The sequence below is a fragment of the Vibrio rumoiensis genome (genome assembly GCF_002218045.2).
In the GTDB taxonomy this organism is placed as follows: domain Bacteria; phylum Pseudomonadota; class Gammaproteobacteria; order Enterobacterales; family Vibrionaceae; genus Vibrio; species Vibrio rumoiensis.
The window spans coordinates 136576-151876 of sequence record NZ_AP018686.1; the positions used below are offsets into that span (position 1 = coordinate 136576).

Consider the following 15301-nt stretch of genomic DNA (forward strand, 5'->3'; position numbering starts at 1 on the left):
CATATACCCGTGATCATTGAAGATGCTTGATTTTATCGTTGAACAGGATCATGCTAGCAAACATGAACATTGAACTTTCCAACCAAAAGAAAAAACAACTCGAACGGATGCACGATTCATCGCGTGACCGTCGAGTATGTGACCGCATTAAAGCTGTCTTACTCGCATCTGAGGGTTGGTCTGTTTCTATGATTTCGCAAGCATTGCGAATTCATCAAACAACGGTGATACGCCATATTAATGATTACCTACAATCTGAAAAATTGAAGCCTGAAAATGGTGGCTCACAAAGTAAACTCAATGCTGCCGAAACTATAGCATTAATTGAGCATCTTACTGACAATACTTATTTTCACACTTACCAGATTGTTGACTACGTTCAGAATCAATTCCAAGTCACTTACACTGTCGCTGGAATGAATAAATGGTTACACCATAATGGCTTTTCCTATAAGCAACCTAAAGGTGTTCCACATAAGTTTAACCCTGAAGCTCAAGGTGCTTTTATTCAATATTATCAAGAGCTGAAGCAACTAAACGAGCCTATTTTATTCTTGGATGCTGTGCATCCAAGTCAAGCGACCAAAATCACTTATGGTTGGCTCCGTAAAGGGCAAGACAAAGTGATTGAAACGACGGGTAGTCGTACACGATTGAACTTTGTCGGTGCTCTGAATCTTGCTGATATCGCTGCAACTGTGACTGAAAGTTATGAAACAATTAATAGTGAAAGTATTGCCCGTTTCTTTTGGAAACTGAAAAAAGAACATTATCCATTAGAGCAAAAGATTCATGTCATTCTCGATGGTGCCGGTTATCACCGAAGTCAGCTGGTAAAAGATTTTGCCCGGATACTCAATATCGAACTGCATTATTTGCCCCCTTACAGTCCAAATTTAAATCCAATAGAACGACTGTGGAAGGTCATGCATGAGCATGCCAGAAATAATGTTTACTTCCCAACAAAAGCATCCTTTAAGGATGCAATAAATCGATTTTTTGATGTGACTTTACCTAAAGTTGCAGACTCACTGACGACTAGAATTAACGATAATTTTCAGGTTATGAAATCTGCATCTTCAAGTTAATTGGGTATAAAGCTTGTTTTATTCTTGTTGAAACTCACATCTTGAAGTTATTTGAGCATATTCAAATTATCTTTCTGAATGATTTTTCTGACTTGGTATCGTAGATAATGATCGACTGGGTTATTATCTTTCTATCTATTCCCAATAAGCATGGATTGTATGTTACTCGAAGGTATTGAAACACTGTTAGTCTTGAGTCATGAGAAAACCATGAGTCGAGTGGGAAGCCAACTTTATATTAGCCAGTCGGCGGTCAGTAAACGTATTGCCTTATTAGAGAAGAAATTAGGCAAGAAGTTGATTGTGCCGGATGGAAGACATGTGCGTTTAACACCGGCGGCAAAAGAACTGATTGCCAGTGTTGAACCGACGTTCCATGAGTTGCAAGGCCGCATCTATGAACAGCATAACTTGGATGACGAGACGGTTATTCGCCTTGATTGTTCAGAAACGTTGGTGGCAGGGTATTTATCTTCGATGATGGGAAAGCATTTTGAAATCGATTCTGCGATTCATATTGGTACTCATCATACTCCGAGAATTGTAGAGCGAGTGCAGTCTGGCAAAGCCACGATTGGATTTTGTGCCGGCGATTTACCAACGCAGCATGGGCTTAAAGTTTTACGCTTGTGCGATGAGCCATTTGTGCTGGTGAGTCAAACCCGATTAGAAGGGCTGCCGAAGCAAATTATTACCAATGATTTAACCAATCCCGCTAACCGCTATCAGTTAGAAGTATTGTTAAAACTTGGTATTTCCCCATTGATGGAGATGGATTCATACACCGCGGCGGCTCAACTTGCCCTGGGAGGCGTTGCACCTGCACTGGTTCCATTATCGATCGTGAAAACGCTAAAAATTGAGGCGAAATATTGCTTTAATTTTGATGAATTAAAACCGTTATTTCGCCCCGTACATTTATGCTGTCGATCGAATACTTACCGCAATGATCGAGTTAAAGCATTGATAGTAGCCATTGCTGATGCTGTTCCCACAGAAGCTTAAGCGCCATGGTCATCGACATAATAATCACTAATGGGCGAACCACTTTTTGCCCATTTCCAAGCACCACTTTTGCCCCTAAACGCGCCCCTAGAAAGTTCCCCACCGCCATCGTTAAGCCTAACTCCCAAATAGGTAGGCCTGCCATGATAAAAAAGGAGAGAGCGGCAATATTGGAGGTGAAATTCAGGATCTTAGTTCGAGCGGTCGCGGCGACTAAGCTGTAGCGACCAATTGCCACGAAACATACCGCAAATATTGAACCCGTACCTGGTCCTAAAAAACCATCATAGAAACCAACACTCGTGCCAATGAGTAGCGCGAACGCAGCTTCAGACAGTTTAGGTTTATCATCGGGTTGTGGGGTCACCGATTTGGCAAATAGAAAGTATCCGGAGATGGCGATGAGGACGATTGGGATAATACTCATCAATAGATCGGGTTTGATGACTTGTACAGCCTCAGCACCAATGGCGGAACCAATGAAAGTGCATGCGATGGATAGCCACATGGATTGCAGCTTAACCGTCCCACTACGAATGAAGTATAAACTGGCAGAGAAGCTACCAAATGAGCTTTGCAGTTTGTTGGTGGCTAAGGCTTGAGCAGGAGGGATGCCAGCTGCAAGTAAGGCGGGTAACGTGAGCAAACCACCACCGCCTGCCATTGCATCAATAAAGCCGGCTAATGCGGCGATGCCGACGAGTAATGCCATGATCTCAAATGAGAGTTCCATTTACTGTCCTTCTGATAATGGAGATTAAATTCGGATTAATAGCGTGAACTATATCACCGAATTTTGAGCCCTATTAGTAAAAGGATGGAATCCCACCTAGTCCTAAAATTCATCAATAAGAATAATCAGTGTTGCAGAGTTTCCAGGATGTCTTCGATTGATAAAGGTCGATAGAAATAATAGCCTTGCAATAGTTGAACCCCTTGCGATAAAAGGTAATCCGCTTGTTCTTTGGTTTCAACGCCTTCAGCCACCATGAGTACATTCATGCTATGCCCTAGATTGATAATGGTGTCCAATACAGGGGAGTTTACGGATTCAATTCCAATGGTGTTGATAAAGCATCGGTCAATTTTTAAGTAGTTAAATTCACTGTTTTGCAAAACTGATAAAGAAGTATACCCAGTACCAAAATCATCAATCGAAACATCCACTCCCATTTGTTGAATTTCTTTTAACACGTTCCGATCATTTTCTTTTAGTAATTGACGTTCCGTAATTTCCACACAAAGCTTAAGTCCTTGTGTTTTATAACGTTGAGCAAAAGTACTTAGCTTGTCTAAACAGGCATCTTGCGATAAATAACTTGGGGGAACGTTAATGCTCATATGTAAATTTTGAGTTTTGTTTTCGTTCCAATCAGAGAGGACGCGCTCTAAAACAAAATCCGTAATATCGTTAATGAGGCCATGTTGCTCTGCAACCGGAATAAAGACATCGGGCCCAATAAATCCTACTCTTGAGCTATTCCAACGGATTAGCGCTTCAATCCCTTTAATTTCGGTTGTCGAGCTATCGATAATAGGTTGGTAAACCAAGAAAAATTCATTGGTTTTTAATGCTTTTTTAATCTTTTCCGCTAATGAGCCTTTGGTTTGGTACCAGTAGGTAATTAGGTGCCATAACATAGATAAGAAAAGCGAAATAGGGATACTAAATAAAATACTGTTAGCGTATAACTCATTTTTTAGCTTTGCGCTGGGTACAATACTGACCTGAATATTTAAATGTGTTGAATGGCTCGTTGTGAGAAATCGGTTCGCTTCAATATGGCTATTTGATGGGTAGATTTCTCCTGAAACCGTCATGACGGATTGTGAAATGCGGTCATCATCATCAAGCCCAAGACGAACATCAATATAACTTTGATCGATAATCGAAATCGCGGATCGGTCAGGATTGTGTTTATCTTGATTGACCACTAATAGACTACGGACCGAGCCTTCATCGTAAGGAATATCAAATAAGTATTCGCCGCTTTTTAGCATACTTGCAGGCATTCGATGCTTAATTTGAGCCAATTCAATTTCTGAACGCTTTGAAGAGCAGACTATCTTACGATCTTTGATGATCACCATTTCTCTTAAAAAGGCCTCAAACAGTAAGTCTTTTTGAATTTGCTGGCAGGTCGCTGCATCATAAAGTGCCTGTAAATTTTCGTCTCTTAACTCATCAACAATGGATTCTATTTGGTTAACATAAGAGTGAGAAATATGCTGTAGATTGAGCTTTAAGGTATGCTCGCCAATTAAAAAGCAGATTAATCCAATGACCGGCAACGGGACCAGAAGGGTAATAATGAATTTTTTTAATGCCTTTGGGCTGAGTTTTGTATTTGGCATTATTGGCAATAATCCTAGCGTTACCAACTTTGGTTGGCGAATAACGTTAACGAGTAAATTGAATTAATACTCTAACACAGTTTATTATTTGTCGGTTTCAATGTTTAAAATTTACCAACTTTTTCACTATGGTCTACACTCTGCCTGATAGCTAATTTGAACCGATTTTTTGTGACTTAATTAAATCAATCAGTTAGCGGGAGGTAGTGATGACAGACCAAGACCGGATTGAAGATCTCGAACATCAAATCTACATTGCCTATGCAGAAGGCGATTATCAACAAGCGAGTCAATTAGAGAAAGCGTTGAAAAAAATACGCGGCCATTCGATGCAACTGCAAGAGCATCAAAGTGAACCATATTCTCTAGAAGGCCATGTGTTTGTTGATGATGACGAGTAAAGGTGACTCGAGTTGAGTCCAGCGATATTTAACATTAAAACATATGAAAATGGTGTGTGGAGTTATCTACACACCATTTTTATTGCCTGTTTTTCTATATCTCATTTAATACCGAGTATCGTTTACTTTGTAAAACGGGTGGGGTTAATCCATTCGAATAATGATAATCATCCGACATTCTTAACTCATGATATAACGATGAGCGTACCACCTTTGAATTGGTCTTTAACGTCGTAATGATCGGCGGATTGATAACATGATTTGCCGCATGGACTGCGGGAATAATTAATGGGCTTCCGCATAAGATAATCATTGCGGTGGTGGCAAGTTCTATATTCGAAAACCCGTGTTTAATGAACATTCACAATCCAAGGAAATTAAGGGGCACGGATTATATCCATTAAAACTCTATGGGTATATATTTAAATGCTAACTTGCATGACCTACTTTCAGTTACTTAGCTATCGTTCTACGTTAGAATAACCTTTTAGTATTTTGACAGTGAAACGGATTATGATTGGCTTAGCGGTATTCTTGTTGGTAGTGACTTTTGTCATTGGTTTACAGCAAATTTTCATGAAACTACTCGGTCCAAGAGTGATCGAAAACCGATTGTCGAAAGGACTATTTTACTTATCCGCCATGGTCGGAACGCCGATTCATGAAGCATCGCATGCATTAGTCGCGCTTATTTTTGGCCATAAAATTCATAAAATAAGCTGGTTCCAAATAGGGAAAGATGGGCGATTAGGTTATGTTGATCATAATTGGAATCAACGCTCATTATATCAATCGATAGGCGTGTTTTTTATTGCTATCGCGCCACTTCTGGCTGGCTTTTCTGTCATAGTGATATTGCAGCATTTCTTAGCCATGCCGACAATTAAGCCGTTTGTTTTGAATGTCGATGTTGCTAATTTTTATACCGTTTCCGCAGCCGCGTTGCATTATTGTGGCTATGTTATTGAAACCTTCATTCACAGCGCACTCTCTTCTCGTCAACACGCATTGACTCTATTGTTAGCTTGTTTGATTTGTTTTCACTGTATTCCGAGTCGAGGTGATTTCAATAATGCCTTGAAAGGATCCGTTATTGTCTTATTTTCCGTCGGCATATTGTGGACGGTTTCTTTTTACTTCAATTTATTTCATCAGCAATGGATGCTCGCAGCCTTTAATTTTTCAATTAATGTGTCAGGTTTCCTATTAGCGACGGCGTTGTTATCGATGGGGTGGTGGCTTATTCTGGTAATTCCCTCTTTATTTTTTAGACGATAATGGAACACCGAGGGTTAGTTTAATAGTTCCGTCATCAAGCGTTCAATATTGCTATTTACTTGAGCTTTAGGACGTATAAAAAAGTAACCTTTCCCTGAGCGTACACTGAACTGACAAGGGGCAATTAACTTACCTAGCTCAATATCAGGTTTTGCTAATACCGTATCTCCGATGGCAATACCAAAGCCTTGAATGGCGGCATTAACGGAAAGGTCTAATGTTGCAAAGTGCTGATTTTTCTTTCCTTGTAATACTGCCCATTCAGGCTGTTCTTGCTCTGTCGCCCATGCTTTTAACCATAATTTCCAGTCTGATTTTCCTGGTGTGGCGTGCAACCATGTTTGGTGTTCTAACCAGCTTGTAGCGATCTCTTCTTGATCCGAAATGATACTAGGCGCGCAAACAGGTGTGAGGATTTCTTCAAATAATAAGTGATGCTGTAAGTGATTATCTTGTTGCGTCATCGTTTTGAGATCGCCATAACCAATCGCAGCATCAAAGGGCTCACTCGTAAAATTAACACTGTGGTTAATGGTAGAGGTGAGCTCCACATCGATCTCAGGGTTTTGTTGTTGAAAGTTCATCAACCTAGGCAACAGCCATGAAGTAATACAGCTCGGCACTTTGAGTTTAATTTTACGTTTGTCATGTGCGATATGTTCAATGGAGTGCTGTAAGTGATTGAGGGTATGCTCAACTAAAGGTAAAAATTCTGTGCCTTTTGACGTCAATGATAAACCGCGGGCATGTCGATGGAATAAGGCAATGCCTAACAGCTGCTCAAGAGAGAGTATTTGCCGACTAACGGCCCCTTGTGTGAGATTGAGCCGATTAGCTGCCGCTGTGAAGTTGAGTTCTTCAGCCGTTACCACAAAGGCGTATAGTGCTTTAGTCGAAGGGAGTCGAGTTAGCATGAGCGTTCCTTGTTCATGAATAGTAATAAAATCAAACAGTCTCAAGCATTGTGATTAGCCATGATTTTTTATCATAGCTAGTATGCTTACTTTTCGTTTCTTATTGCAAGCATTGTTTGTATAGAATCAATGATTAACAGAAAGTGATTATTTATGCTTATATTTAGAATTAAAAATTAAATTTAAGCTGTTTTTTGTTTTGAATATGCATGACGAGAGAGGCGTATGACATCATTAGCAGATAAGTTAGTTCCAGAGTCGGTAAAAAAACTCATACCTTACCAGTCAGCAAGACGCATCGCGCGTGGCATGACCAACAAAGCCGATCACTTGTGGCTGAATGCCAATGAATTAGAGTCATGTTGTCAGTATGGTGACGAGAAACAAGGGGTCAATAGCCACTACAATCGCTATCCAGATTTTTTACCTTCTGATATTGCGGATGCTTACCGTTGTTATTGTGAACAATTTTATTGTGAGGCGATGGATCATCAGTTGAATGACGAGTGTGAAGTCATGGCGGTACGCGGTGCTGATGAAGCGATTGATTTATTAGTTCGCACTTTTTGTCAGCCTGGTAACGATCAAATATTGGTTTGCCCACCGACTTATGGCATGTACGAGTTTTGTGCCGATTCGCTGGGGGTGAAAACGGCCGTCGTACCACTGACGGCTGAATTCCAACTTGACCTTGCTAAAATAGTCACCGAGCTTGAGAAAACGAGCATTGTGTTTTTGTGTTCGCCGAATAATCCAACCGGTAATGTTCTGCAGCAACAAGATTTATTGATATTGCTTGAGCGCACAAAAGATCAGGCATTGGTTGTGGTCGATGAGGCTTATATCGAGTTCGCACCGGAAAGTAGTGTCGTGCATTTAATGGCACAATATCCGCATTTAATTGTCATTCGAACCTTATCGAAAGCATTTGGTTTAGCGGCAATTCGTGTTGGTTTTTTAATCGCAGATCAAAGCGTGATGAGTTATGTCGCGCGTTTAGTGGCGCCATATCCGATTGCCGATCCGAGTGCAGAGATTGCTTTAAAGGCATTAACCTCATCCGGTTTAGCACAGATGCAGGCACAAACTACACATTTGATAGAAATTCGCGATTGGTTTATCAACGAAGTTAGCCAACTTCCAATGGTGGATAAGGTTTACTACTCTTGCACCAACTTTGTTTTAATTCGGTTTAAAGGCCAGACTAATTTTTATGAATACCTATTAAATAAAGGTATTGTGGCCCGTAGTCCAGCGAATGAACCGAGTGTGAAAGGGTGCGTCAGAATTTCCATTGGTTCCGTCAACAGTATGAACAAAACACTACAAGTCTTACAGGAATACCAATAAGCCAAAGCTTGCTAAGTAACGAAAATAGCTAGGATTTAGTTAAATAACAAAAGGATTTATGATGAAAAAATTAATAACGCTTGCAGCCGTATGCTGCGCTATGGTGATGGGTACGGTTCATGCGGCAGATAAAAAAGTTGTCCGTCTTGCTTCCGATTTTACTTATCCTCCTTTTAATTATAAAAATACCGATGGTGAACCTGCTGGGTTTGATATTGAAATTGCGGAAGCTCTGTGTAAAGAAGCGAACTTTAAATGTGTGTGGATCTCTCAAGATTGGGATGGCTTAATCCCAGCATTATTAGCCAGAAAAGCCGATGTGATTATGGCTTCAATGCGGATCACGGAAGAACGTAAAAAGCGCGTTCTGTTTACTCATAAATATTACCAAACGCCAGCTCGCTTTGTCGCAAAAGTGGATGCCGGTTATAAAATGGATAAAGCTGGTTTAACGGGTAAAAATATTGGGGTTCAACTGGGCACAATTCATGATAATTACGTTACCGAGAAGTTCGGTGACGTTGCCAATATCAAACGTTACAAAGGGCAAGATGAAGTTTATCTCGATTTAGAGAGTGGCCGTTTAGATGTTGCCTTCAGTAACGCGGATCAACTACAACTTGCCTTCCTTGATAAGCCATTAGGTAAAGGGTTTGAATTAGCAGGCGAACCGGTGACCGACAAAGCTTATGTTGGAGAAGGCACAGCATTAGCAATGCGTAAGCAAGATACTAAATTAGCGGAAGCGTTTAACCATGCAATTGCTGAAATTCGTGCTAATGGTACTTACAATAAGATTGCCCATAAGTATTTCAATTTTGATATTTATGGTGATTAATAAAAGGCAAAAATAGTTGCGAATAAAAAGCGATGCTTCTTAATAGGAACATCGCTTTTGTATTTTAGATGAAGAGGGGATTAAGCTTCCAACTCTAACTTAAAGGCTCCGTTGCTTGGATGCCATTCAGAGAATTTTAATGGCCGGCCAAAGTAGTAACCTTGTACTTTTTCACATCCCATTTGGTATAACTTGGCACTCATTTCTTTTGTTTCAATCCCTTCTGCAATCAAGGGAACATTGAAATTCCGAGCAAGATTCAATACTGAAGCGATAACCGCCTCATTCTTTTTATTACTAAGCATATCAGAGACAAAACTGCGATCGATTTTAAGCGTATCGAAAGGCAGGTTATGCAAATAAGATAGGCTTGAATAACCTGAACCAAAGTCATCAATCGCGATTGAAATACCGGAGCGTTGTAGCGAGTGTAATACCTTAGCCACATTTTCCATATCGGTTAACATGGTGCTTTCGGTAATCTCAAGGCAAATATTATTATGAGTCAGATGATAACGTTGAACACAATCCAGTAGGTGTTCAGTAAAGTTAGGCTGACAAAATTGCAGCGATGCGATATTGATGTGCAGTTTAAAGTTACGAGGTGCACCACGCTCAATAAAGGTGGCTAATTCCTGACAGGCTTTCTCTATAATCCAACGGCCAAGTGGCACGATGAGACCGGTTTTTTCTGCAATAGCAATAAATTTATCCGGTGGAATAAAGCCTCTTTCTTCGGTTTGCCAACGAATTAAACACTCGGCTTCCACACAATTTTGGCTATCGTCTAAATTGACAATAGGTTGTAACACAAGATGAAATTCCTGATTACGGATCCCGTCACGTAGTTGGTCATGTAAGCGAAGATTATCCATTGACTCATTGTGCATCCATGGTTCAAATATTTCTAGGAAGCCATTACCTTTTTGTTGTGCTTGATGCAGAGCTAAGCTTGCATTCAGTAACGTATTTTGTAGGTTCTCAGAATTCAATTCTTGATGGATCAAACCGATATTACCGGTAAAGACATGATCGTGTTCACGGCTCACATTGAAGAATAAATCTTGTAAGTTTTTCGCTAAGATTTGAATCGTTTGATGACCGTAAACACCCGGAAACGTCGCCGCAAGAATATCAACTCTAACTCGAGATAATGATGTTCCGACGGGGAGTGCATCCCTCAAAATATCAATGAAATCGATTAAGAATTGCTCTGCGTAGGCTTTTCCTAACGTGTTAGCCATGGTTGGGTAATTCGCTAGGCGAATCAGGCCAGACAACTGTCGTTCCGTATACAGATCTTTTTGCGCTAATAGCCCTGCAAAGGTGGGTAGCTTGGTTGAGGCATCTTCTTCAATCAGTTTTTTCTGTGTTTGTAACGCATGATTAATAATGTCTGAAGCATTAATCAACTCTTGTTCTAACTCGGCGATTTCAGGAAAAAGTCGTTTATCCGATTGAGGTAGCCACTTAATGTGCTTGGTTTGACCTAATAAACGCGCTTGTTCGGCAATCGCTTTTAAAGGCGTTAAAAACCGGATTAGCATCCAGGCACAACCCGTTAGACCGAAGCTCACAATGAAGATGATAGTGAGCATCATTGTCTTACTACTTTGCGTAAATAAATGAGAAGGCAATGCCGCTGGAGTAATGGTCAGTAGGTTCCAATTGAGTAGGTGATCGTGATCTGTCAAGGCTCGAGCTTGAACCCAATATTTTGTATTCCCTTGATAGACAGTGTAAGGAATGTTGCCTTTCTGAGGCGTCCAAATATGAGACGGTATTATCTCATTCAATGTTTTAGAGTCTGATAGCTGTGGTAGCGTTACTTTATTGTTATCAAGCGAAAGCGGCGGCATTGTGATGTTAGATAGATAACGAGTATCAGAAGCGGCGACGATTTGCTGTTGGCCAGCAACAATGATGTGTAAGTTGTGATTTTCATCAATACTGTCTAAGTAATGGCTAAGTGTATCAGGATTGATATCAACGTTAATTACCCCAATAAATTGCCCTTGGCGGTTGAACACTGGAGTTCGGTAGGTCATTACTATGCCTTTATCTTCTGATATATGAAGATAAGGAAGAGACCAAAATGGGGTCATTTGTTGGCTTGCTTGAATGAACCAGTCTCTTTTGAGGAGATGGTAATTTTCGACAGTCTTTAACACTGGCGAGGCGTTACTTTCCCCTTGGTACGTGACGAGTTGATACTGATTGTTTGGGGCTGTTTCGATTAAACGAAGACGGTTATTGTCAGAAATTCGGCTGAGGGCAATATAGTCACCCTTGATGGATGCATAGCCAATGCGAGAAATATCATTTTCGCCAGTAAAATCATTTTTTAGTATTTGGCTAAGTTCATCTTTAATGAATTCTGGGCTTAGAATATCTTTGCTTGAAAGGGAACGTGAAAGTAAGGTCGCGGCTTGAAATGGTTTATTGATATAGGCTTCAATTTGTTGACTTGCCAGATCGCTTTTACTGGTGACTAATTGCTTACTCATATCGCCTAAGACATGCTTCATGATCCCATCAAAGAAGCCAGAAAGCAGTAAAATGATCACAAGTTAGCTTACCGCTAACAATGTAATTAGCGAAGCTAAAAGCGAGCATGGGTAGCGCTTTTGAGGCGAAGAATTATGAGTATTTGTGGTCAAAATAAAGCATCAGCAACAAGTCAGTGAAAAGATCGCGAATATTATCGTCTTTAACTTATATAAAAAATGATTCTTATCATTATTTTTAGGGAATAAATGGCTTTATTAATGCGAGGTATTTGTGCGGTGAATCAATATATTTGGGGGATTGTTGGAGGCCCTTATTGATAACATTTTATTTTTATTCAGTTTAATTAACCCCAAACATTTATTTGGGGCTTTATGATCTAGATTTGTATAAAGCTAAGCTAATACAAGATACTCGTTATTTGTCAGCAAAATGATATCTTTCAAGCCAATGTGCATAAGATGGTGGTAAACACCAAGATGGCTTCTCAACGTTTAATGCTTTTGCTAAGCGGTAAGTGTAATGAGGATCCGCTAAATAGGCTTTACCGATCATGACCTGATCCATTTGCTCTTCAGCGACCACACGTTCCGCATCTTCTGGCTTATCAATGCCCCAAGCTGACGCGACAGGTAAGCCTGTTTGCTGGCGGATGCGTTCTGAAATCGGTGCTAAGAATGCTGGCCCCCAAGGCACTTGTGCAGTCGGTGTATTGAAGGCAACACTGACGCTCACCATATCCAGACCATTGGTTTTCATCTTGTTGAGCATATCTACCGATTCTTGCAGCATTGCTTCATCGTTACCATCGAACTCTAGTACGCCTAGACGAATGGTTAATGGTAAATGTTCAGGCCATACTTCACGAACCGCATCGAAGGTTTCTAATAAAAATCGTGCACGACCTTCAGCGTTGCCGCCGTATTCATCGGTACGTTGGTTAGCGTGAGTCGAGAAAAAGCTTTGTGCAAGATAACCATGTGCAAAGTGAATTTCGAGCCACTCAAAACCCGCTTCTAAGGCACGTTTAGCCCCTGCAACGAAATCTTGTTTTACACGCTCAATATCATCTTTGGTCATTTCAGCCGGGACTTTAGGTAAGTTAGCACCAAAGGCAACCGCAGAAGGGGCGATAGTATCCCAACCTTCTGGATTTTCAGTTTCAATATGGTCGTCGCCTTCCCATGGGATATTCGCACTGGCTTTACGTCCGGCATGAGCAATTTGAATACCTGCAACACTGCCACTTTGCTTAATGATTTGAGCCACTTTTGAGAGTTGCTGGGCTTGTTCATCATTCCAAATACCCAAGCATTTTGGCGTAATACGACCTTCAGGAGAAACCGCTGTCGCTTCTACGATCACTAGACCTGCACCGCCACGAGCGAGTCCTGCATAATGAACGTGATGCCAATCATTAGCGACGCCATTAATCGCGCTATATTGACACATTGGTGGTACCGCAATGCGGTTTTTGAGCTCGATGCTTTTCAGCGTTAAAGGTTGGAATAATGCAGACATGATTTTCCTTAGAAATATTAGAATCAAACCAGTATATAGGGATGCTATTCAAATATTCTAATGACTATGTAAGATAATGAATATGATTGGGAGTCATGAAGAAATAACAGTAAAGCAGTATCACTACATATCTCACTAATTTCAGATGTCTAGATTCCTTCAGTCATCTCTTTACCCAAAGATTTGAATGATCTCTCGGAATGTTGCACGTTGACGTCACTTGGATATATCAGGTTAATAAAAGCGAAAAGTGCTCTTAAAATGGGCTATCTTTTTGGAGTTCATTACATATGTCAACGATTGCAAGGGAGAGTCCTGATTTGATAACTTGCTGGTGACGTTGTAGCTGCATTTGATAAAAACTTAAATCGATATCACCATCGGGTTCTGTAATATTCAAAGGTACCATTGCCATTTTTTCGATGAGATTAAGTGACTTAATGCTACTGATGATTAATGGGTCGGTAAATTCATATTCGGAGCCGTCATTATTGAGTTTATTGCGCAGGATAATGAGGTCTTCAATATCGTGATAAATAGCATCGGGTAGCACGCCTAAACCAAATAATAGTTTTAAACGGACCGCGAGATCACCTAGAGGACCTGAATCTTGCAATAAAGGTCCGACAACGGATTGCACAGCAAAATTATCCTTACGAAAAATGCGTTTGATGAGGGCATCAATAGACTCATCAAGTATCTCTACGGTTTGGATAAAGAAACCCCTCACCGTCGGTGCTTGGTTTAATCGTTCCAATATATCTGTTTCGTTTATTTTTTCGCTCATTAGACCATCTAAATTAAGAGGGGGCGGAAAAAGCCCCCGTGATGATTAGAATTAAAGTTGTAAGTAAAGATTTTCGATTTTTTGTACTTCTATGCTGTTTTCATTTAGCCCGGTATAGTGCGCTAATGTTTTTTTAATTCCTTGATCTTCAATTGATTTTTTTAATTCAATTGCCTGAGGGTCGTTATCATTACGATATTTACAAGCCGCTGCAATCCCTTTCAATAAAGTTGTGTTTTCTGTCCCATATTCGATGGTACCAAGTAGTGGTTTTATTAAACGATCATTTGCGCTTAATTTACGAATAGGTTGTCGGCCTACGCGATCAACTTCATCAACAAGGTAAGGGTTAGCAAAACGCTCCAATATTTTTTGGATATAAGCCCCATGCATTTCACGGTCAAACTGGTAGCGCTGAATTAACACTTCACCACTTTCATGCATCGCTTGTTTTACATCAGAGTAAATCTCAGGATCTTCAATGGCTTCACGAATAGTACGATGGCCTTTTAAGCAACCTAAATATGCGGTGATACAATGGCCAGTATTGAGTGTGAATAATTTGCGCTCTACAAAAGCAATTAAGTTATTGGTTTTTTCCATTCCTGCGATATCAGGAATGTCGCCTTTAAATTGGCTTTCATCGACAATCCACTCGCTAAAGCTTTCTACCGTAACTTCAAGTGGGTCATCATTTGCCGCTTCCGCTGGTGGTACAATTCGATCAACGGCAGAGTCGACAAATCCAATTAAAGTGTCTGCTTGAGTATGTAGATTAGGGGATAGGTATTTATAGACTTCACCTTTTAAATGAGTTGTGCCTCTCACCATATTTTCACAAGCAATAATATTTAAAGGCTTTAGATTTCCTGCTTCAAAGCGTTTAGTGATACCTGTTGCGATAGTTTTTGCAATAATATCAAGTACATTAGGGCCAACAGCTGTTGTAACAAGGTCGGTGTGAATGATACGTTCTATGACATCATCACTGGCTGAGTTGACGGCAGTAACATGATTGACGGTATCGATTTGGCATTTTGAGCCTACGACTTTAACTTTATATTCTTGTTTATGGCTGATCTGATCGACAAGTGGTGCATTGACATCAGCAAAAGTCACTTGAACATCTGCGTCAGCTAAAAGTTTTCCTATGAATCCTCGACCAATATTACCTGCACCAAAGTGAACTGCATTTTTCATAATAAATTCCTACGATAAAAATAAAGCTTGTTAGGGAGAGGCCAGGTGCATAGGGT

Annotated in this window: 14 protein-coding genes; 6 read left to right on the plus strand and 8 right to left on the minus strand. The window is 40.4% G+C overall.

Features of this window, described 5'->3' with window-relative positions; genetic code table 11:
* Window positions 1-62: 62 nt before the first annotated feature.
* Both VRUMOI_RS13220 and VRUMOI_RS13225 read left to right on the plus strand, forming a co-directional pair.
* Entirely contained in the window at window positions 63-1088 is a 1026-nt protein-coding gene (locus VRUMOI_RS13220) for an IS630 family transposase (RefSeq protein WP_110410673.1), read from the plus strand.
* Window positions 1089-1247: 159 nt separating this feature from the next.
* Complete coding sequence (locus VRUMOI_RS13225; RefSeq protein WP_089138079.1) at window positions 1248-2093, plus strand: LysR family transcriptional regulator; 846 nt, start codon at window positions 1248-1250, stop codon at window positions 2091-2093.
* Here the strand turns inward: VRUMOI_RS13225 and VRUMOI_RS13230 are convergent.
* The gene (locus tag VRUMOI_RS13230) at window positions 2044-2826 is read right to left on the minus strand and encodes a TSUP family transporter (RefSeq protein ID WP_089138080.1); all 783 of its coding nucleotides are present in this window, start codon (window positions 2824-2826) and stop codon (window positions 2044-2046) included. The genes VRUMOI_RS13225 and VRUMOI_RS13230 overlap by 50 nt on opposite strands.
* 125 nt (window positions 2827-2951) lie before the next feature.
* Window positions 2952-4448: an EAL domain-containing protein gene (locus VRUMOI_RS13235; RefSeq protein ID WP_089138081.1), complete on the minus strand. Its 1497-nt coding sequence runs from the start codon at window positions 4446-4448 to the stop codon at window positions 2952-2954.
* A gap of 209 nt (window positions 4449-4657) precedes the next feature.
* Here VRUMOI_RS13235 and VRUMOI_RS13240 point away from each other — a divergent pair, with 209 nt between their 5' ends.
* Window positions 4658-4849 carry a hypothetical protein gene (locus VRUMOI_RS13240; protein ID WP_089138082.1) on the plus strand — a complete coding sequence of 64 codons (192 nt, stop codon included), beginning with the start codon at window positions 4658-4660 and terminating at the stop codon, window positions 4847-4849.
* 94 nt (window positions 4850-4943) lie between these two features.
* Here the strand turns inward: VRUMOI_RS13240 and VRUMOI_RS13245 are convergent, their stop codons facing one another.
* The gene (locus VRUMOI_RS13245) at window positions 4944-5210 is read right to left on the minus strand and encodes a hypothetical protein (RefSeq protein WP_089138083.1); all 267 of its coding nucleotides are present in this window, start codon (window positions 5208-5210) and stop codon (window positions 4944-4946) included.
* Window positions 5211-5350: 140 nt separating this feature from the next.
* Here VRUMOI_RS13245 and VRUMOI_RS13250 point away from each other — a divergent pair, with 140 nt between their 5' ends.
* Entirely contained in the window at window positions 5351-6127 is a 777-nt protein-coding gene (locus tag VRUMOI_RS13250; RefSeq protein WP_162598403.1) for a hypothetical protein, read from the plus strand.
* Between the two features lie 14 nt (window positions 6128-6141).
* On the opposite strand, the gene VRUMOI_RS13255 is transcribed toward VRUMOI_RS13250, so the two are convergent.
* Complete coding sequence (locus tag VRUMOI_RS13255) at window positions 6142-7041, minus strand: LysR substrate-binding domain-containing protein (RefSeq protein WP_089138085.1); 900 nt, start codon at window positions 7039-7041, stop codon at window positions 6142-6144.
* Between the two features lie 225 nt (window positions 7042-7266).
* On the opposite strand from VRUMOI_RS13255, the gene hisC reads away from it, so the two are divergent.
* On the plus strand, window positions 7267-8391 hold the full coding sequence (gene hisC, locus VRUMOI_RS13260) for a histidinol-phosphate transaminase (protein WP_089138086.1): 1125 nt from the start codon (window positions 7267-7269) through the stop codon (window positions 8389-8391).
* A gap of 61 nt (window positions 8392-8452) precedes the next feature.
* Window positions 8453-9229 carry an ABC transporter substrate-binding protein gene (locus VRUMOI_RS13265; protein ID WP_089138087.1) on the plus strand — a complete coding sequence of 259 codons (777 nt, stop codon included), beginning with the start codon at window positions 8453-8455 and terminating at the stop codon, window positions 9227-9229.
* An 80-nt stretch (window positions 9230-9309) separates the two neighbouring features.
* On the opposite strand, the gene VRUMOI_RS13270 is transcribed toward VRUMOI_RS13265, so the two are convergent.
* The 4 genes from VRUMOI_RS13270 to VRUMOI_RS13285 all read right to left on the minus strand — a co-directional run bounded on the left by VRUMOI_RS13270 (window position 9310) and on the right by VRUMOI_RS13285 (window position 15245).
* Entirely contained in the window at window positions 9310-11796 is a 2487-nt protein-coding gene (locus tag VRUMOI_RS13270; RefSeq protein ID WP_089138088.1) for a bifunctional diguanylate cyclase/phosphodiesterase, read from the minus strand.
* A 358-nt stretch (window positions 11797-12154) separates the two neighbouring features.
* Window positions 12155-13258, minus strand: a complete 1104-nt coding sequence (locus VRUMOI_RS13275) for an NADH:flavin oxidoreductase/NADH oxidase (RefSeq protein WP_089138089.1) — start codon at window positions 13256-13258, stop codon at window positions 12155-12157.
* Between the two features lie 256 nt (window positions 13259-13514).
* Window positions 13515-14045: an MltR family transcriptional regulator gene (locus VRUMOI_RS13280; protein ID WP_089138090.1), complete on the minus strand. Its 531-nt coding sequence runs from the start codon at window positions 14043-14045 to the stop codon at window positions 13515-13517.
* A 51-nt stretch (window positions 14046-14096) separates the two neighbouring features.
* Window positions 14097-15245, minus strand: coding sequence for a mannitol-1-phosphate 5-dehydrogenase (locus VRUMOI_RS13285; RefSeq protein WP_089138091.1), 1149 nt, complete (start codon window positions 15243-15245; stop codon window positions 14097-14099).
* Between the last annotated feature and the right edge of the window lie 56 nt (window positions 15246-15301).